The organism is Leucobacter sp. WKLB1 (assembly GCF_059696215.1).
In genome coordinates, this window is sequence record NZ_AP046115.1 from 1,267,925 (window position 1) to 1,286,683 (window position 18,759).

The window sequence follows — 18,759 nt, forward strand, 5'->3', positions numbered from 1 at the left end:
GCCGTGAGCCCCTGCGGAATATCAAGTATTCGCCGTTCGTGACATACCCTCTATCACATGATCACCCTGCAGCAACTGCGTGTCCTGCTCGCGATCCGTGAAGCGGGAAGCCTGACCCGCGCGGCCGATGCGCTCCAGTACGGGGTGCCGACGGTGACGCACCACCTGCGCGGGCTCGAGGCGCACCTCGGCACGCAACTCGTCGTGCGCGACCGCCTGGGGGCACGGCTCACCGAACTCGGCGCCCACTTCGCCGACGAGGTGGCGCCCGTGCTGACGCGCATCGCACGCGCCGAGCGCAGCGTCGCCGAACTGCGCGATGCGGGCACGGTGACCCTGCGCGTCGGCAGCTTCTCGTCGATGGGGTCCCGGCTGATTCCGGCAGCGGTCTCCGAGCTGCAGCGCCGCTCGAACGTGCGGGTCGAGGTCGTCGAGGCCGAACCAACGGAGGTGGTGCGCATGGTGCGCGCGGGGGAGGTGCATGCCGGGCTGATCTACCACGTCTCGACCGAACCCGGCTTTGAGGGGACTGACCTCGTGCAGCGCTCGCTCTTCTCCGAACCGTACCGCGTGCTCGTCGGGCGCGAGAGCGCGTGGGCGGCTGCCGACGTGATCGACTTCGTCGAACTCGGTGACACCGCCTGGGTATGCAGCCGCAGCGACGACGAGGCCTCGGATCGCGTGCTGCGACGGGTGCACCAGGCGCTCGGGCTGCCGATGCGGGTGCTGATGCGCACCGACGACCTCTACATGATCCACGGCCTGGTCGCGGAAGGTCTCGGTGCGGCGCTCACCACCGACGCGGCCGTCGATGCGGACTTCGACGTGGTGCTCCGCCCGGCGGTGCAGGATCTCGGCGAGCGTCGCGTATCGTTCGTGACGCGGCGCGGGCCCGTGCCGCCGGCGGTCGGCTGGCTCGGTGAGGTGTTCGAGCGGGCCACCGCCGAGCTACGGTAGTTGCGGTGAGAAGCCGAAGTGCGTCAGGGCGTCGCGCACGGCGCGCTGCGCGGCCCGGGCATCGATCTGACCCGTCAACCAGCGCCCCGAGAGCCCCTCGACGAGGGCGGTGAGGAGCAGCGCGATGTCGTCGGGGTCACCCGGGATGCCGCGATCCTGTGCCGCCTCGCGCACGAGCTCGGCGACCGTACGCTGCCAGGTCGCGGTCGACTGCGCAACGGCCGAAGCCTGCACGGGCTCGAACACGGCGAGTGCGCGAAGCTCGTTCCACGCGATCGAGCCGGCGCGAATCCCCGGGTCGTCGCCGAACTCCGAGCACAGCAGTGCGGCGAGTCGCTCGGCGGCCGGCGCATCGGCCGAACTCTCGGCGGCGCGTCCGATCGCGCCGGCGGTGACGTGATCGAGCGCGGCCCGCAGCAGACCGTCGCGATCGCCGAAGTGATAGGCGAGGAGGCCGATCGACACCCCGGCCTCGCGGGCGACGTCTTGCATGCGGAAGCCGCGAATGCCGGCGCGTGCGATGACGCGCTCGCAGGCGCCGAGAATGCGTTCGCGTGCGTCGTGGGCCATGCGATCCTTCCGGTTTTGCGCGCCCGCTTGACAGGGAACGCGTCAGTACTGAAACTATTTTCAGGATACGCGCACGGGTATCCGTCGGGCAAGCGCGCGAGGCTGCGCACCGCTGCACAGAATTGAGGTTCCCATGGGCGACTCTGCCGCACCGTTCCAGATCATCGAGGCCACGATCGAGGAGGTGCTCGCCGCATTCCAGCGCGGCGACATCACGAGCACCTGGCTGACTCAGCGCTACCTGGCGCGCATCGAGGCCTACGATCGCGGCACCGACGGCCTGCACGCCATCGTCGTCGACAACCCCGACGCGCTGGCCCAGGCGGCCGAGTCCGATCGCCGCTGGCGCGAGGGCACCCCGCGTGCGCTCGAGGGCGTACCGTTCACGGTCAAGGACTCGTATATGGTGCAGGGGCTCACGGTGGCGTCGGGATCGCCGGCCTTCGAGCATCTCGTCGCGCAGTGGGACGCGTTCTCTGTCGCCAAGCTCCGCGAGGCCGGTGCGGTGCTGATCGGCAAGACGAATATGCCGCCGATGGCCGACGGCGGTATGCAGCGCGGGGTCTATGGCCGCGCCGAGAGCCCCTACAACCGCGATTTCCTCGCCGCTGCCTACGCCTCCGGGTCGTCGAACGGTTCCGGAGTATCGACCGCGGCGAACCTCGCGGTCTTCGGCATGGGGGAGGAGACGGTGTCGTCGGGGCGCAGCCCCGCATCCAACAACGGCCTGTGCGCCTACACGCCGTCTTGGGGTGTGCTCAGCATTCGTGGCAACTGGCCGCTCTTCCCCGCCCGCGACGTCGTGGTGCCGCACACCCGCTCGATGCCCGACATGCTCCGGGTGCTCGACGTGCTGGTGCAAGACGACGCGAACACCCGCGGTGATTTCTGGCGCAATCAGCAGGTGATCGAGCTGCCGGCATCGAGCGCGCATCGGCCCGCGAGTTATCTCGAGGTGCAGGATCCCGATGCGCTGCGCGGCAAGCGCTTCGCGGTGCCCCGCATGTACCTCGGCGAGGATCCGAACTTTCCGATCGAGGTGCGCCCATCGGTGCTCGCGCTCTTCGCGGCCGCTCGTGCGCGGCTGGGAGCGCTCGGCGCCGAGGTCGTCGTGACCGATTTCCCGCTGATCGAGCAGTACGAGGGCGACCGCCCGGGGCAGGAGAACGTCGGAGCGCTCGGCGTGCTGCCTGACGGCTGGATGGACACGGAATTCAACCACTTTCTCGCCTTCGGCTGGGACGATTTTCTGCGAGCCAATGGCGACCCGTCCATCCCGAACCTGGGCGTCGTCGACCCCGACACCATTTTCCCGCAGCCTCCGGGGGCGCTGCCCGACCGCTACGAAGAGGTCGACGACTACGAGAACCGATACCGTGCAACCGTCGCCATGGCGCAGGAGGGCATCTCCGACCCCCGCGACCGCGCCGACTTCGCAGACGGACTGCGCGCGCTGGTGCGGCTGCGCGAGGAGCTGTTCGAGTCGTGGCTGACCGCTGAAGGCTATGACGGCGTGGTGTTCCCGGCGAACGCCGACGTGGGCGCGCAGAACGCCGATGTCGATCAGGCGGCGGCTGATCGCGCCTGGGCGAATGGCGTGTTCTTCTCGAACGGCAACTATGCACTGCGCCACCTGGGCATCCCCACGGTCACGGTCGCCATGGGGCTGATGAGCGATATCGGCATGCCCGTCGGCCTGACGTTCGCCGGTCGCGCCTACGCTGACCCCGAACTCTTGGCCTTCGCGGGAGCGTTCGAGGCGGGTGACGGCGGCACGCTCCGTCGGGCGCCAGAGTCTGCCCCGGCGCTGCAGGGGGACGTCGCCGGCGAGTAACCCTGGGGCGTTGCCCGGCGCTCCGGCGCATGCATCCTTACATCAGATGTTGTTCAGGTGATCCTCATATAGATATGATGAGGCGCTCGCGTCCGCTGAACGGCCGAGTTCATTTCTGAGAACGAGGACGCATGCGCCAGCGACGCCACACCCACGATCGAGCCCGAAACCGCCGCCACACCCTGGCGGCGGCGGCGCTCTGCGGCAGCTTGATCGCCTCGATCGGACTCGGCGTGGCGCCGGCACCCGCATCGGCTGCTGCCGCCCAACAGGCGAAGATCACCGCTGCCGTGGGCACGGATCGTGTGGTAACCGTGTCGATCGCGTGCGCTGCATCGAAGACCTGCTCGGGAACGGTGAAGCTCGTGCTGAGCACCGGTGGCTCCAAGACGCTCTCATACAGCGTCGCGAAGCGGTCGAGCAAGCTCCTGAACTGGACACTCACCGCCGCCCAGTACCGCACCTTCACCGCGAAGAAGCAGGCCACGCTGACGGTCAGTGGCACCGCGAAAAAGCCCAGCGCCGCGAAGTTCGCTGCGAAAGCCACGGTGAAGCCGGCGACTCCGCAGCTCACCGTCACGCAGAAGTCCATTGCGGTGGGCGCCGATCGTACGGTTCCGGTCGCGCTGCGCTGCGCGGCATCCGCCGGGTGCGTCGCCAATGTGCAGCTTCAGATCGGCGGCAAGACGGCGGCCACCCAGAAGGTCAGCGCGAAGTCGGGCGCGAAATCGGTCACGTTCACCCTGTCGCAGACGGTGGTCGACGCGCTCGCCGCCGGTGAGACCGCGCAGCGGGTGGTGATCGCCGAGACGAGCCCCGAGCCGGTGTCCGCTACGACCTCCGTGACCCTGACAAAGCCCGAACCCGAGCCAGATCCGGATCGCGGCTTTTCGAAGGCCTACGTCGAACGCAACTGGACTCCCACGGAGTACGACACCTGCCCCGCCGAACTCCACGCGTCGTATCGCGTGCTGGGCCCCGACGGGAAGTACTACCCGACCTGGCACCCCGCGCAAGCCACCGATCCCGCAACCGGTCAGCTGTGCACCTTCGGGCACGAGCACGGCGCAGACCCCGCCACCTCCGACATCTCCGACTGGGTCGCCGCCTGGTACGCCCCGGACGATCTGGTCGACGGCGAGCCCACCGGCCTGCCGTTCGGGTACACGAGCGAGGAGCTCGACAACTATGTGCACGAGCACGGCGACATGTCGATGCGGCACGAGGACAACGGCGGGCACAAGGTGTTCGTCGCCAACAACGTGAAAATGCTCGATGCGAACCGCAACTGGTTGAAGCTCGCCGACGGTTCGCAGCTCGCCTGCGACTTCCTGATCAAGCAGCACCAGGGCAGCTGGTCGCCCGACGCCACGTCGAACAACGCCCACGAGATCCTCTATACCGCGAAGTGCACCGACGGCACCGAGATCATCACGTCGATGCTCTCCCGGTTCGGCAATGCGAACGAGATGTTCTCGACGTGCGCGACTGAAATCCCGATCGCCACGGTCGGCAGCACACTGCCAGCGGGCGACGGTGGCAAGCGCATCATTCCGACGCAGCAGTGCGTCGCGGCGAACCCCACCGACTGGTCGCTGTATGAGCTCTGGCAGGGAGAGAACGCGATCACGAGTGCCGATGGTGCCGTGCTGGCGCGCTTCGATCCCTGGTTCGGGATCCGCAACCCGAGTCGCATTTACGACGCTCGTACGAGCTCCGCGACGGTGAACGGCATCAGCCGCCCGCTCGATCTGGCCTGGCTCACCGATGGAGCGCCTACCGACTACCTCTGGGCGGGCCTCGCGGCTGAGGAGCGCTTCGACTACCGCGATCCGCGATCCCCGTTTGATGGCGCGCAGCGCGACTTCTACCTCGCCGATCTGCAGATCGCGGATCCGGGGACCGCGTCAGGCATCGTGTACACCGATCCCTACGGCGGCAACGCGCAGGCGAAACCCACCGTCGGATCGGTGCCGCAGTTGATTCACCCGGGAAGCGTGCTCGGCACCGTGCAGCTCGCCCGCCAGAAGTTCGACACCAAGGCCGACTTCGGGCTCGGCAACGGGGTGCACGCGCCCAACTGATTCGGCGTGGGCGCCGCCCGCAGCCGTCGGAACAGACCGAGCACTCTCGGTCTGCACACCCCTGCCCTCGGCAGATGGAAAGGACCGCAGTGAAGAGCACATTCGGGAGGATCGCGGCCGGCTCGGCCGCCGCGATCGCACTGATCGGGGCGACGCTCGTCGTTCCGGCGGTGGCGGCAGCGCCGGCGTTCGCCGACGCACCCGTCGCCACCCCCCACGTGTCGGAGGTGCGCTGGACCGGCGAAGCCGGCGGCGACCTCGGATACGCGGCGAGCCGCACGTCGTGCGATGTGAACGGCGACGGCGTCGACGACGCGATCGTGGGCGACTGGTGGTGGGCGCGCGGCACCACGAAGAATGCCGGGGCCGCATACGTGCTGCTCGGCGGCGAGAATCCCGTTGGCGGGCCCATCGGCACCGGCGGTGCCGTGGGTGCGGTGCGCATCGACGGCCCGAACACCGCCAACGCGTTCGCTGCTCAGAGCGTGTCCTGCCTGAACGACGTGAACGGCGACGGCATCGACGATCTGCTCATCGGTTCGAACCGCACGCAGCGCGCCTGGGTGATCCTCGGTGCACGCGACTTCGAGCCGGTCGATGTCGACTCGCTCGGCACGCGCGGGTTCGAGATCACGAACTCGGCGGCGGTCGCCGAGAACAGCGCCCCCGGTGGCAGCGCGAACTTCGGGTACGCGGTGACTGGCCTCGGCGATGTCAATGGAGACGGCCTGGCTGACTTCGCCATCGTCGACAACCTCTACGATCGCCCGGCCGATGCGACGGCGGGAACACCCGCGGTGGCGAACATTGGCCGCGTCTGGGTGATCGCCGGATCCGAGAACGTGTCGACGCTCGACGTCGCCGCGCCGGAATCGGTCGGGCGCGTGCTCCAGACCATTGACGGTCGCGCCGGCCAGATCATCTCCGCGGAGAGCGTCGGCGACATCAATGGCGACGGCCTCGCCGATCTCGTGATCGGCAGCTACGCGGCCACCCCGTGGGGGAGCGCCTCGCCGGTCGCCGGCGCCGCGTACGCGATCTTCGGCTCGGCAACGCCCCAGCACCTCGATGCCGGTTCGCTCGGTGAACACGGGTTCGCCGTCTACGGCCCGCAGCGCGGGCGCGATCGCCTCGGCACCTCGGCGGCCGCACTCGGCGATATCAACGGCGACGGCCTCGCCGACTTCGTGGTCGGCGGCGACGGCGTATCGAACGCTGCGACCGGTCCGCGCGCCGGAGCCGCAGCGGTCGTGTACGGCTCGGCGTCGACGCAGACCGTCTTCACGACGCCCGGAGCCGCGCAGAACGCGGTCTACCAGTGCGCAGATGAGTCGGTGAATACCACCGGTGTCTGCGCGACGACCGCCGCCCCGCGCGGCTACTGGATCGAAGGCGCCGTCGACAACGACAAGTTCGGGTGGTCGGCGGCCGGTATCGCCGACCTCTCGGGCGACGGCGTCGGTGAGGTCGTGCTCGGAGCCTGGGGCCAGGATTCCGCGGGCTCAAACGCCGGTGCGCTGTACGTGATCTACGGTCAGCCTGCGTTCTCGGGCACGCTCTCGGCTGCCGCGCTCGATGCGACCACCGGGTTCCGCATCGACGGCGCGACCGCCGGAGCGCAGCTCGGCCGTTCGGTCGGCTCCGTTTCCGACTTCGACGGCAACGGCGTCCCCGATCTGGTCGGCGGCGCGAACGGCACCGATTACGCCGCCGTGTACCTGCTCGGCGCCGCGGAGGCCACGCTGACGCTCGAGAGCGCCGAGCTCTCCGTCGCAAACGGCGGCGCGCTCACCGCGACGACCGCGGCTCGTGCGGGCGCGGGCGCCGTGGTCGGCACCGTTTCATTCGCCCTCGACGGCGTCGCCGTGCCGGGCTGCGAGGCGGTTTCCGTTGTCGACGCAACCGCCACCTGTGCGAGCGCTGCATTCGCGGCCGGTGGATCCTTCACCGCTGCGGCCACGTTCCACGATGCGAGCGGGGCGTTCGCCGACGCGGCGGCCGAGCTGTCCGTCGAGATCGCAAAAATCGTGCCCGCAGTGTCGGTATCCGGTGACCTCACCGGCACCGTGCTCGATGAGTTCGATTTCACCGCCTCGGTTCCGGCAGACGCCACCGGCGAGGTCGAATTCCGTGCCGGATCGCAGAGCCTCGGCACCGCCGCGGTGTCTGGCGGAGTCGCGACGCTCAGCACCACGCCGCCCGTCGCCACGAGCCACCAGCTGACCGCCGTCTACGCGGGTGACACCCGATACAATGCGGCGACTTCCAAGGCGAAGCGCGTAACCGTGTCGCACGCTCCCGTGTATCTGTCGACCGTGCGCCTGAGCGCGACCAAGGTCGTGTACGGCGTGCAGCCCACGGCGTCCGTGACGGTCTCGGGAGCCGCAGCCGGCACGGTGCTCTTCACCTCGGGTGCGCGCGACCTCGGCACCGCCGCAGTCGGTGCGAACGGCGTCGCCACACTGAAGCTCCCGAAGTTCTCCGTCGGCAGCTACCGCGTCACGGCACAGTACCTCGGCGACGATACCTATGCAGACTCGGCGAAGCGCACCACACCCGGCACCGTGCAGGTGGTGAAGACGTCGGTGAAATCGGCGAAGATCACCACGAAGACGGCGAAGAAGGGCACGCGTCCGTCAGTCACGATCGCGTTCGGCAAGCTCGACAACGGCGCGTATCCGACCGGCAAGGTGACCGTGTCGTTCGGCTCCGCGAAGCAGACCGTGTCGCTCGCCGCGGCCAAGCGCGGTGTGCTCACCGTGAAGGCTCCGAAGGCACTGAAGGCGAATACGAAGGTGACCGCCCAGTTCGTCGGCGACGGCAACACCAATGGAAAGACGGCGACCGCCACCCAGAAGGTGAAGTAGTCGGAGTAGGAGGGCCCGGTACCGAGCATGCTCGGCACCGGGCCCTCCTCCGCGCGCTACGGCGTGGACGCAGATCCGTACGCGCTCCTCCGGGCGTGGCTACTCCGCGTCAGCCCGTTCGGTTGTGCGGTCGGCGCCGTCGAGGGGCTCGGACACCGGAACGTATCGATCGACACTCAGCGCGAGACGACGTAGGAGCACGCCCAGACGATCCCGCTCCGACCGGGGAATGCCATCGAGCAAGCGCTCCTCGGAATCGGTCAGGCGCGTAATCGCGGCGTCGACGAGTGTCAGCCCCTGCGGCATCATCTCCACGAGCACGCCACGCCCGTCATTCGGATCGGTCAAACGGCGCACCAGCTCGCGCTCGGCCATGCGGTCGATGCGGTTGGTCATGGTGCCGCTCGAGACCATCGTCTGCTGCCCGAGCATCTTCGGGCTGAGCCGGAACGGCTCGCCGCTGCGACGCAGCGCCGCAAGCACATCGAATTCCCAAGACATGAGGCCAGAACGCTCGAACGCATGCGCACGCGCGCGGTCGATGTGCTTCGTGACACGCCACATGCGCGAGAAGATGGCCAGTGGGGCGAAGTCGAGATCAGGGCGGGCGGCTTCCCAATCAGAGATGATCCGGTCGACCTCGTCCTCGTGCTTCATCCCTCCATTATCTGATGAATCTGGCGCGAAGCGCGACTCGCGGTGGCACTTCTCAGCCGTGACCCATGGCAGACTAGTACGCGTGCCGAATCCGGCACGGTCCGCCTTAGTGTAATGGCAGCACGACAGCCTTTGGAGCTGTTCGGTCTAGGTTCGAATCCTGGAGGCGGAACGGAAGCGGTCGACGAGCTCGGTCGGTTCTCGCTCCGCACAGCGCATCGCGTCGGTGGAGTTCCGTCGGTCGACGAAAGGACAACATGGCAGAGCACGTCGCGGTCGTCATTCTCGCAGCGGGTCAGGGTACCCGCATGAAGTCCTCACTTCCGAAGGTGCTGCACCGCATCGGTGGGCGTTCGCTCATCGCCCACGTGCTCGATGCCGCAGCCGGTCTGCAGCCGTCGCAGGTCGTCGCCGTCGTGCGACACGATCGCGACCGGGTGTCCGCTGCCATCCTGGACCACGCCCCCGACACCGTCATCGTCGATCAAGACGAGATTCCCGGCACCGGCCGTGCCGTTGAGCAAGCGCTGGCCGCGCTCCCCGCAGATTTCGAAGGATCCGTCGTCGTGCTCTCGGGCGACGCGCCGCTCATCGACACCGCCACGCTCGACGGGCTCGTCAGCGGGCATCTCGGGGAGGGCCGCGCCATGACCCTGCTGTCGGCGATTTTCGACAATCCCACCGGTCTTGGGCGCATCCTTCGCGACCCGGCGGGTTCGGTGCTCGGTATCGTCGAAGAAAAGGATGCCGATGACGCGCAACGCCGAGTCACCGAAATCAATGGAGGCATTTACGTCTTCGCCCGACGCGCGCTCGAAACCGCGCTTGCAGGGATCGACACGAACAACGCGCAGGGTGAGAAGTACCTCACCGACGCCGCGGCCAGCATTCTTGCGACCGGTGGTTCGGTCGAGGCCGTCGCCACGGACGATCCCTGGACTATCGCAGGTGTGAACGACCGTGCGCAGCTCGCGGAGGCCGGGCGCGAGCTGAACGCCCGCATCGTTCGCGCGCACCAGCGCGCCGGTGTCACGATTCAAGATCCGACCAGCACCTGGATCGACGCGGACGTGTCGATCGAGCCCGATGTCGAGGTGCTTCCCGGCACGTTCCTGCAGGGCGCCACGTCGATCGCCACCGGGGCGATCATCGGCCCCGACACCACGCTCATCGACTGCGAAGTCGGGGTCGACGCACGCATTCGCCGCAGCGAGGCGACACTGGCGGTCTTCTCCTCCGGCGTTGAGGTCGGCCCGTTCGCTTACATCCGCCCCGGCACCGAGCTCGGCGCGGGCGGCAAGATCGGCGCGTTCGTCGAGACCAAGAATGCGCAGATCGGTGACGGGAGCAAGGTGCCGCACCTCAGCTACGTCGGCGACGCGACGATCGGCACCGGCAGCAACATTGGTGCGGGCACGATCTTTGCGAACTATGACGGCGTGCAGAAGCACCGCGCGGAGGTCGGCGACGGCGTTCGCGTGGGATCGAAGAACGTTCTGATTGCGCCGGTTACCATTGAAGACGGCACATACACGGCAGCGGGAACGGTGGTGCGGAAGAACGTACCCGCGGGCTCGCTGGCGATGAATGTGGCACCTCAGCGCAACATCTCCGGATGGGTCGCCGAGAACCGGCCGGGCACGAGCACCGCCGAGGCGGCGCAGCGCGCGGTTGAGCGCGAGAACTGACGAAGAGCATTGGAATTTTCAGCACCGATGAGGAGCATGCAGCGATGAGCAATATTGAGATGGCCGGGCAGAAGAAGCTCGTCCTGATCACGGGCCGGGCGTATCCCGAGCTGGCGGAACAGGTTGCTGCCGAACTCGGTGCGGAACTCGTGCCGACCGATGCCCGCACCTTCGCGAACGGCGAGCTGTATGCCCGCTTCGACGAGAGCGTGCGCGGCTCGGATGCCTTCGTGATCCAGTCGCACACGAACCCCATCAACGAGTGGCTCATGGAGCAGCTCATCATGGTCGACGCGCTGAAGCGCGCTTCCGCGAAGCGCATCACGGTGGTCGCACCCTTCTACCCGTATTCACGTCAAGACAAGAAGGGTCGCGGTCGCGAGCCCATCTCTGCACGACTCGTCGCCGACCTCTTCAAGGCCGCCGGGGCCGACCGCATCATGTCGGTCGACCTGCACGCGCCGCAGATTCAAGGCTTCTTCGATGGCCCGGTCGACCACCTCTTCGCAATGCCGGTGCTCCTCGAGCACTTCCGCAAGACGATCGCGCGTGATGACCTCACCGTTGTTTCGCCCGACATGGGCCGAGTGCGCGTTGCCGACGTGTGGAGCGACAAGCTTGACGCGCCGCTCGCGATCATTCACAAGCGCCGTGATCCGCTGGTGCCGAACCAGGTGTCGGTGCACGAGATCGTCGGTACGGTGCAAGATCGTTGGTGCGTTGTGGTCGATGACATGATCGACACCGGCGGCACGATCGCGAAGGCCGCCGAGGCGCTGAAGGCCGCCGGTGCGCGAGGCGTGACCATCGCCTGCACGCACGCGATCTTCTCGGGCAAGGCGACCGAGTACCTGTCGCAGGACTTCATCGATCAGGTCGTGGTCACCGACACTCTGCCCGTGCCTGAGGAGAAGCGCTTCGATAAGCTCACCGTGCTCTCGATCGCCCCGCTGCTCGCGAAAGCGATCCACGAGGTCTTCGAAGACGGCTCCGTCACCTCCATGTTTGAGGGCGCTGCGTAGAAAACGCATCGCGTTTTCTACGCAGCGGTGACGCGTAGCGTCAGCCCACGGAGCGAAGCGCGGGGTGGTTGCCGAACAAAAACGCATCGCGTTTTCTACGCTGCGGCGGCGCTACAGCGCCGGTTTCACGTCGCCCTCCGCCTGAGCTTCAGGCACCGATTCAACGAAACGCATACAGCTCCGGGCAGGAACTGTATGCGGTTCGTCGATTCGGTGTGCGGGGCGGGCGCCGGGGCGCCTCAGCCCTGGCTAGTCGCCGTCGACCACGTCCACGATTTGCGTGCCGTACGCTCCGGGTTCGGTGCCGTGTCCGATCTGCGCGTACTGCTGGGGCGTCCGCGAGCGCATGATGAGCGCCCATACGATACCGATGAGGGCTGCGGCGAACACGATGCCCGGCAGCAGGAACGTGGTCGCGTCGGGCTCGGTCTGGCCGAGCATGAGCGGGAAGTTCTGCAGGATCATGATGAACACCCACAGCAGCGCGACCCCCGAGATCGCGGGGGCGACGGCCGTCACCCACACGCTCAGGCCCCGGCGGTTGCGTGCGAAGTAGCCGATCACGGCTGCGGCCGTGACTGCCATGAGCAGTACGAGCCCCATGGCACCGGTGTTCGTGAGCCACGTGAACATGGTCAGTACGGGGAAGAGGAAGGCCGAGTCCCCGAGCGCATCGGCCCCGCCGAAGACCTCGCCGCCCAAGATGAACGCCACGACCACGACGAGCGCGATGACAGTCTGCGCGACCGACCCGGCCCAGGGAGCGCCGACCTTTGAGGTACGCGCGAACCAGGCGGGCAGCACGCCCTCGCGACCGAGTGAGAAGAAGTAACGCGCGACGGCGTTGTGGAACGACTGGAGTGCAGCGAAGAGGCTGGTGAGGAACAGCAGCGTCATGATGTCGGAGAAGATGACGCCGGTCTGGTCGGTCATGAAGACGAACATGAGGTCGGGGCCGGATTCCTGCGAGGCACCGACGATCGCAGATGGGCCGATGCCGACGGAGAACGCCCACGCACTGAACGCATAGAAGATGCCGATGATCGCGATCGCCGCGTAGGTCGCGCGGGGCACAGTGCGCTTCGGATCCTTCGCCTCTTCGCCGTAGATGGCGGCGCCCTCGAACCCCATGAAGGCGGCGACGCCGAACACCAGGATGATGCCGAGTGCCGGGCCGAAGAGCGCGCTCGGGTTCAGCGCGGCCGTCGACACACCCTCGGGGGCGGCGGCGAACGACACGATGTCGAAGATGATGACGACGAGGAACTCGAGGCCGACGAGCACGCCGAGCACCTTGGCCGAGAGGTCGACGCGGTTCACGCCGAGCACGCCGACGACCACGATGCAGAGGAGGATCCACACCCACCACGGCGATGCGAAGCCGAACTTGGCCTCCAAGAACATCGAGAGTTGGAAGCCGAAGAGTCCGTAGATGCCGACCTGCATGGCATTGTACGAGACGAGCGCGATGAGCGAGGCGCCAACGCCGAGCGGGCGTGCGAGCCCCTGTGCGATGTACGCGTAGAACGCGCCGGCGTTGGTGATGTGTCGGCCCATTGCGGTGTATCCGACAGCGAAGACCGTCAAGATCACGGCGATGAGCAGGAACCCGAGGGGCACGCCGAGCGACTCGGTGACCGCGAACGAGGTGGTGACGCCGCCGGCGACCACGGTGAGCGGTGCGGAGGCGGCGATGATCATGAGCGTGATCGCAGGGACGCCGAGGGTGCGGCGGCTGAGGCCCGGGTCGTGTTCAGTGGTGGGTGACGGGGGTGATGCCTGGGTCTGACTCGATGCGCTCATCGGGGAGGTCCTCTCGCGGGTGGCGGCTGTGCCGATGCGGGGTATGTGACGCCGCATCGATGCAGCGCCCGCTGATGGATCGAGTCTAGAAAGCGGGCCTCCGGGGGTCTATGCCGTGAGCGCAGGGGGCATGGACATGCGCGCAAAGCTGTCCAAATGGATAGTGTCGGATCGCTCGGCCGGTGTCGCCGACGAGTCATGAGCGGATGGGCGAACGACGCCAGCGGGCCGGGGCGCATGCGCGCCCCGGCCCGGATCCTGCACGAACGAACCGCAGGAATTACAACGTGTTGCCGAGCTTGAAGCCCTTCTGCTCGTCGCCGTCTCGGGTGTACGAGAATCCGTCTGCGCCGATGGTGACCGCCATTTCGGAATCGTCGGTGCGCGCAATGACCGGCTGCGGATTGCCGTCGAGGTCGAGCACGAGCGAGCCGTCGGTGTACCAGGACGGCACGACCGGGTTGCCCCACCAGTCGCGTCGCTGGTTGTCGTGCACGTCCCAGGTGACCACGGGGTTGTCGGGGTCACCGGTGTAGTAATCCTGCGTGTAGACCTCGACGCGGTGGCCGTCGGGGTCGCGCAGGTAGAGGTAGAACGCATTCGAGACGCCGTGGCGACCCGGGCCCCGCTCGATGCTGTCGGACCGGCGCAGCGAACCGAGCTTGTCGCAGATCGCGAGAATGTTGTGCTTCTCGTGGGTCGCGAAGCACACGTGGTGCATGCGCGGGCCGTCGCCACCCGTCATCGCGGTGTCGTGCACGGTCGGCTTGCGGCGCATCCACGCGGCGTAGACGGTGCCTTCGTGGTCCTGGATGTCCTCGGTGACGCGGAAGCCGAGGTTCTGCATGAATCCGACCGCGCGCGGCACATCGGGCGTGATCTGGTTGAAGTGATCGAGACGCACGAGCTCACCCGGAATGTGCAGGTCGTAGCGCCACGACATACGCTCCGTGTGCTCCGTCTGGTAGAAGAATTCGTACGGGAATCCGAGTGGATCGACCACGCGCACCGAGTCGCCGATGCCCGTGACGAAGCCGTTCGGGTTGCGGCGCACTTCGCAGCCGAGCTCCTCGTAGAACGCCACTGCGAGGTCGAGGTCTTCGGGCGTGCGCACCCGGTACGAGAACGCGGCGACGGCCGCGACCGGGCCCTTGCGCAGTATGAGGTTGTGGTGAATGAATTCCTCTGTCGAACGGAGGTAAATCGCCTCGTCGTCCTCGGTCGTCACGTACAGCCCGAGCACGTCGACGTAGAACTCGCGCGATGCGGCGAGGTCGGTGACGATGAGCTCCATGTACGCGCAGCGCAGGATGTCGGGTGCGGGCGACGTGGGCGTCGGGATCGGATTCTCGGACTGAATCGGGGCCTCTGTGGTGACCCAGAAACCTGCCGACTGCTTGTCGGCATCATTGAGCTTTGCCATGGGGTGCTTCCTTGTGCGTCAGTGCAGCGCGAACGGTGCGGTCGGGGTTACTTGCCGGCGCCGAACTTGGGCGAGTGCGCCTCGTTCAGCGTGATGTGCACGGCCTGCTGGTCGGTGTAGAAGTCGATCGAGCGGTAGCCGCCCTCGTGGCCGAGGCCGGACGCCTTCACGCCGCCGAACGGGGTGCGCAGGTCGCGCACGTTGTTCGAGTTGAGCCACACCATGCCCGCGTCGACGGACTGCGAGAAGTTGTGCGCGCGCTTCAGGTTCGACGTCCAGATGTAGGCGGCGAGGCCGTACTTGGTGTTGTTCGCGAGCTCCAACGCCTCCTCATCGGTGTCGAAGGGCGTGATGGCGACGACCGGCCCGAAGATCTCCTCCTGGAAGATGCGGGCGTCGGGGGAGACGTCGGCGAAGACGGTCGGGGCGACGTAGTTGCCCGTGGGGAAGCCGTCGGGGCGGCCGCCGCCGGCGACGAGTCGACCCTCGCCCTTACCGATCTCGACGTAGCTCATCACCTTCGCGTAGTGCTCGGGGTGCACGAGGGCGCCGACCTCGGTCGCGGGGTCAGAGGGGAGGCCCACGACGACGTTCTTCGCGCGTTCGGCGTAGCGCTCGACGAACTCGTCGTAAATGTCGCGCTGCACGAGGATGCGGCTGCCCGCGGTGCAGCGCTCGCCGTTCAGGCTGAAGACGCCGAAGACGGTCGCATCGAGCGCTGCATCGAGATCCGCGTCGGCGAAGACGACCGCGGGGCTCTTGCCGCCGAGCTCCATCGACAGGCCCTTGAGGAACGGGGCGGCGTTGCCGAAGATCAGCGATCCGGTGCTGCTCTCGCCGGTGAACGAGATCAGGGGAACGTCGGGGTGCTTCACGAGGGCGTCGCCGGCCTCCTCGCCGAGTCCATTGACCAGGTTGAAGACGCCGTCGGGAATGCCCGCCTCCTGGAAGATCTCGGCCCACAGCGACGCCGAGAGCGGGGTGAACTCGGCCGGCTTCAGCACGACGGTGTTGCCGGTCGCGAGGGCGGGGCCGAGTTTCCACGACTCAAGCATGAACGGGGTGTTCCACGGCGTGATGAGCCCGGCGACACCGATGGGCTTGCGGTTCACATAATTGATCTGGCGACCGGGCACCTTGAAGGTGTCATCGTGCTGGGCCACGATCAGATCGGCGAAGAAGCGGAAGTTCTCGGCCGCGCGACGGGCCTGGCCCTTCGCCTGCGTGATCGGGAGGCCCGAGTCGAAGCTCTCGAGTTCGGCGAGCTGCGCATCGCGCGACTCGACGATGTCGGCGACCTTGTGCAGAATACGCGAGCGCTCGCGGGGGAGCAGCTTCGGCCAGGGGCCCTCGCGGAACGCGCGCTTGGCCGCGGCGACGGCGAGGTCGATGTCGGCCTGCTGGCCGGCGGACGCCTGAATGTAGTTCTCATTGGTCACGGGATCGAGTACGTCGAACGTCTCGCCGCCGACCGAATCGACGAACTTGCCGTCGATGAAGTGGCGGATGCGGTCGGGCAGGCCTGCGGGCTTCTGGTGGGTCATGCGGAGTCCTCCAAGTGTGCGGTGGGGATGGAAGTCGTGGAGCGTGCGGGAGTCAGGATGCCGATGGTTCGGCGTGGTGGTGCTCCTCGGTGTACGCGAGGACGGCATCGAGCGTCGCGGTGCGGTGCGCGCGGGCCGCGAGCTCGATCTCGAGCGGATCGGCGCCCTGCTCGATGAGCTGCAGAATCTGTTCGTGCTCGTCGACCGACTCGGCGGCGCGTCCGGGTACGAAACTGAACGAGGAGTTGCGCAGCACCTTCATGCGGTTCCATCCACGGTGCACGAGGTCGAGGATGTGCGGATTGGGGCACGCCTCGAAGAGCACACTGTGGAACTCGAGGTTGAGCGCGGTGAAGCGTTGCGGGTCGAACGCGCCGGTGAGCGTCTCGCGCATCGTCTGATTGATCTCACGTGCGCGTCGAATGTGGTCGGCCGTGATGTCGGGCGCCGCCAGGCCAGTCGCCGAGCCCTCGACGAGCGCGAGCGTCTGCATGGTGTGCAGGTACTCGGTCTCCTTGATGAGCGCGACCTGGGCGCCGATGTTGCGCTCGAACGTCACGAGCTGCTCGGCTTCGAGGCGGCGGATCGCCTCGCGCACGGGCACGACCGACATGTCGAGCTCGGTCGCGATCGGCGCCAGCACGAGACGGTATCCCGGAACGTACTGGCCGCTGTCGATGCGCTCGCGAATCAGCCGGTAGGCGATCTCGGACTTGGACTCGGCAGCCATGATCAGGCCTGCGCTTCTGCGGTGCGGCCGGCGACGTGGGCGTCGTACTTCGCCCGCCACTCGGCGTTCATCGGGAAAAGTCCGTCGACGGGGGCGCCGCCCGCGACCTGCTCGGCGACCCACGCGTCCGCGGCTTCCTGCGCGGCAGCCTCGGCGGCCACCTCGGCGAGCAGGAACGGCGGGATGACGATGACGCCGTCGCGGTCGCCCATGATGATGTCACCGGGCTGCACGGCTGCGCCGCCGCAGGCGACGGTGACGTCGACCTCCCACGGTACGTGGCGTCGGCCGAGCACGCTCGGGTGCGCCCCCTGCGAGAACACGGGGATGTCGAACTCTTGCACCGCCGCAAAGTCGCGTACGCCGCCATCGGTGACGATGCCCGCGGCACCGCGCACCTGCGCGCGCAGCGCAAGTACGTCGCCGACGGTGCCGGTCTCGGGCACGCCGCGCGCCTCGACGACGAGCACCTCACCGGGGTTCACCGTGTCGAACGCGCGCTTCTGGGCGTTGAAGCCGCCGCCGAACCGTGTGAAGAGGTCGGGGCGGAACGGGATGAAACGGAGCGTTTTCGCGGTGCCGAGGATCGTGTCGCCCTCGTGGTTGGGATGCACACCGTCGATGAAGATGTCGACATAGCCCCGCTTGCGGAGCGCGGCCGAAACGGTGGCGACCGCGACGCCGTCGAGCTGCGTGCGGATCTCATCGGTCAGCGCGGGTACCGCAGGTGCGGCCTCGGTGTTGGCGTCGAGCGGGGTGGCTCGGCCATCAGCGACCGCAGCGGCGTGCGCCGTCTCATCGCCCCACGCCTCGATGCGCTGCAGGTCGTCGATCTGCGGCTTCGAGCCGAAGTCGCCGAATGCGGTGGTGCCCTGCGTGACGGTGGTCGAGAGGCGACCGGTGGTCGGGGCGCCCGGCGCCGACGGGGCGTCGACTTCCACCTCGACGACGTCGCCGGGCACGACCACGGAGGAGCCCGCGGGCGTGCCGGTGAGGATCACGTCGCCGGTCTCGAGCGTGAGGTGCTGCGACAGGTCGGCGACGAGGCGGCCGAAGGGGAACGCGAGTGTATCGCTCGTATCTTCCTGCACCAGTTCACCGTTGACCCAGGTGCGTACACGCCAGGCATCCTGCCCGATGTTCGCCGTCGAGATTGCGCGCGGTCCGATCGGGGTGAACCCGTCGCCGCCCTTGTTGCGAAGGTTCGAGCCCTTATCGGCGGCCCGCAGGTCGTAGAGGCCGAGGTCGTTCGCGGCGGTGACCGCGGCGACGTGCTGCCAGCCCTGCTCGGGGGAGACGTTGCGGGCCGGCTCGCCGATGACGAGTGCGATCTCGCCCTCGAACGCCAACAGCTCGGTGCCTGCGGGGCGCTCGACGGTGCCGCCGGTCGGCGCCAGCGACGACGCCGGCTTGAGGAAGTAGGACGGCTGCGCCGGAGTACGGCCGCGCTGCGCGATGCGCGACGGGTAGTTCAGGTGTACGGCAATGACCTTGCCAGGCGTCTCGATGCCGAGATGCTCGATTCCATACGTCATCGGGGCCTCACTTCTTCGTTGTATCTGAAATCGTATACGATCTGG

The 18,759-nt window shown here is 67.6% G+C and carries 13 protein-coding genes and 1 tRNA gene; 7 read left to right on the forward strand and 7 right to left on the reverse strand.

Annotated features, from left to right (window positions below):
- Nucleotides 1-57 precede the first annotated feature (57 nt).
- Nucleotides 58-957, forward strand: a complete 900-nt coding sequence (locus ACZF5Y_RS05840; protein ID WP_497534874.1) for a LysR family transcriptional regulator — start codon at nucleotides 58-60, stop codon at nucleotides 955-957.
- Here ACZF5Y_RS05840 and ACZF5Y_RS05845 read toward each other — a convergent pair.
- Nucleotides 949-1,527, reverse strand: a complete 579-nt coding sequence (locus tag ACZF5Y_RS05845) for a TetR/AcrR family transcriptional regulator (protein WP_497534875.1) — start codon at nucleotides 1,525-1,527, stop codon at nucleotides 949-951. The genes ACZF5Y_RS05840 and ACZF5Y_RS05845 overlap by 9 nt on opposite strands.
- Before the next feature lie 133 nt (nucleotides 1,528-1,660).
- Between ACZF5Y_RS05845 and ACZF5Y_RS05850 the strand changes: the two genes are divergently transcribed.
- The 3 genes from ACZF5Y_RS05850 to ACZF5Y_RS05860 all read left to right on the forward strand — a co-directional run bounded on the left by ACZF5Y_RS05850 (nucleotide 1,661) and on the right by ACZF5Y_RS05860 (nucleotide 8,312).
- Complete coding sequence (locus ACZF5Y_RS05850; RefSeq protein WP_497534876.1) at nucleotides 1,661-3,361, forward strand: amidase; 1,701 nt, start codon at nucleotides 1,661-1,663, stop codon at nucleotides 3,359-3,361.
- 131 nt (nucleotides 3,362-3,492) lie between these two features.
- Nucleotides 3,493-5,445, forward strand: coding sequence for a hypothetical protein (locus ACZF5Y_RS05855; RefSeq protein WP_497534877.1), 1,953 nt, complete (start codon nucleotides 3,493-3,495; stop codon nucleotides 5,443-5,445).
- Nucleotides 5,446-5,534: 89 nt separating this feature from the next.
- Nucleotides 5,535-8,312, forward strand: a complete 2,778-nt coding sequence (locus ACZF5Y_RS05860; protein WP_497534878.1) for an Ig-like domain repeat protein — start codon at nucleotides 5,535-5,537, stop codon at nucleotides 8,310-8,312.
- 99 nt (nucleotides 8,313-8,411) lie between these two features.
- On the opposite strand, the gene ACZF5Y_RS05865 is transcribed toward ACZF5Y_RS05860, so the two are convergent.
- Nucleotides 8,412-8,969: a MarR family winged helix-turn-helix transcriptional regulator gene (locus ACZF5Y_RS05865; RefSeq protein WP_497534879.1), complete on the reverse strand. Its 558-nt coding sequence runs from the start codon at nucleotides 8,967-8,969 to the stop codon at nucleotides 8,412-8,414.
- Between the two features lie 100 nt (nucleotides 8,970-9,069).
- On the opposite strand from ACZF5Y_RS05865, the gene ACZF5Y_RS05870 reads away from it, so the two are divergent.
- The 3 genes from ACZF5Y_RS05870 (at nucleotide 9,070) to ACZF5Y_RS05880 (ending at nucleotide 11,679) form a co-directional block, all read left to right on the forward strand.
- A tRNA-Gln gene (locus ACZF5Y_RS05870) sits at nucleotides 9,070-9,141 on the forward strand.
- A gap of 85 nt (nucleotides 9,142-9,226) precedes the next feature.
- A complete protein-coding gene (gene glmU, locus ACZF5Y_RS05875) occupies nucleotides 9,227-10,657 on the forward strand; it encodes a bifunctional UDP-N-acetylglucosamine diphosphorylase/glucosamine-1-phosphate N-acetyltransferase GlmU (RefSeq protein ID WP_497534880.1) in 1,431 nt (476 codons plus the stop codon).
- 44 nt (nucleotides 10,658-10,701) lie between these two features.
- On the forward strand, nucleotides 10,702-11,679 hold the full coding sequence (locus ACZF5Y_RS05880) for a ribose-phosphate diphosphokinase (RefSeq protein ID WP_497534881.1): 978 nt from the start codon (nucleotides 10,702-10,704) through the stop codon (nucleotides 11,677-11,679).
- Nucleotides 11,680-11,928: 249 nt separating this feature from the next.
- Here the strand turns inward: ACZF5Y_RS05880 and ACZF5Y_RS05885 are convergent, their stop codons facing one another.
- The 5 genes from ACZF5Y_RS05885 to ACZF5Y_RS05905 form a co-directional block, all read right to left on the reverse strand.
- The gene (locus ACZF5Y_RS05885; RefSeq protein ID WP_497534882.1) at nucleotides 11,929-13,482 is read right to left on the reverse strand and encodes an APC family permease; all 1,554 of its coding nucleotides are present in this window, start codon (nucleotides 13,480-13,482) and stop codon (nucleotides 11,929-11,931) included.
- A 280-nt stretch (nucleotides 13,483-13,762) separates the two neighbouring features.
- Entirely contained in the window at nucleotides 13,763-14,905 is a 1,143-nt protein-coding gene (gene hpaD, locus ACZF5Y_RS05890; protein WP_053351995.1) for a 3,4-dihydroxyphenylacetate 2,3-dioxygenase, read from the reverse strand.
- Between the two features lie 47 nt (nucleotides 14,906-14,952).
- Nucleotides 14,953-16,449: a 5-carboxymethyl-2-hydroxymuconate semialdehyde dehydrogenase gene (gene hpaE, locus ACZF5Y_RS05895; protein WP_497534883.1), complete on the reverse strand. Its 1,497-nt coding sequence runs from the start codon at nucleotides 16,447-16,449 to the stop codon at nucleotides 14,953-14,955.
- A 52-nt stretch (nucleotides 16,450-16,501) separates the two neighbouring features.
- On the reverse strand, nucleotides 16,502-17,179 hold the full coding sequence (locus ACZF5Y_RS05900) for a GntR family transcriptional regulator (RefSeq protein WP_497534884.1): 678 nt from the start codon (nucleotides 17,177-17,179) through the stop codon (nucleotides 16,502-16,504).
- Nucleotides 17,180-17,181: 2 nt separating this feature from the next.
- Complete coding sequence (locus tag ACZF5Y_RS05905; protein ID WP_497534885.1) at nucleotides 17,182-18,714, reverse strand: fumarylacetoacetate hydrolase family protein; 1,533 nt, start codon at nucleotides 18,712-18,714, stop codon at nucleotides 17,182-17,184.
- Between the last annotated feature and the right edge of the window lie 45 nt (nucleotides 18,715-18,759).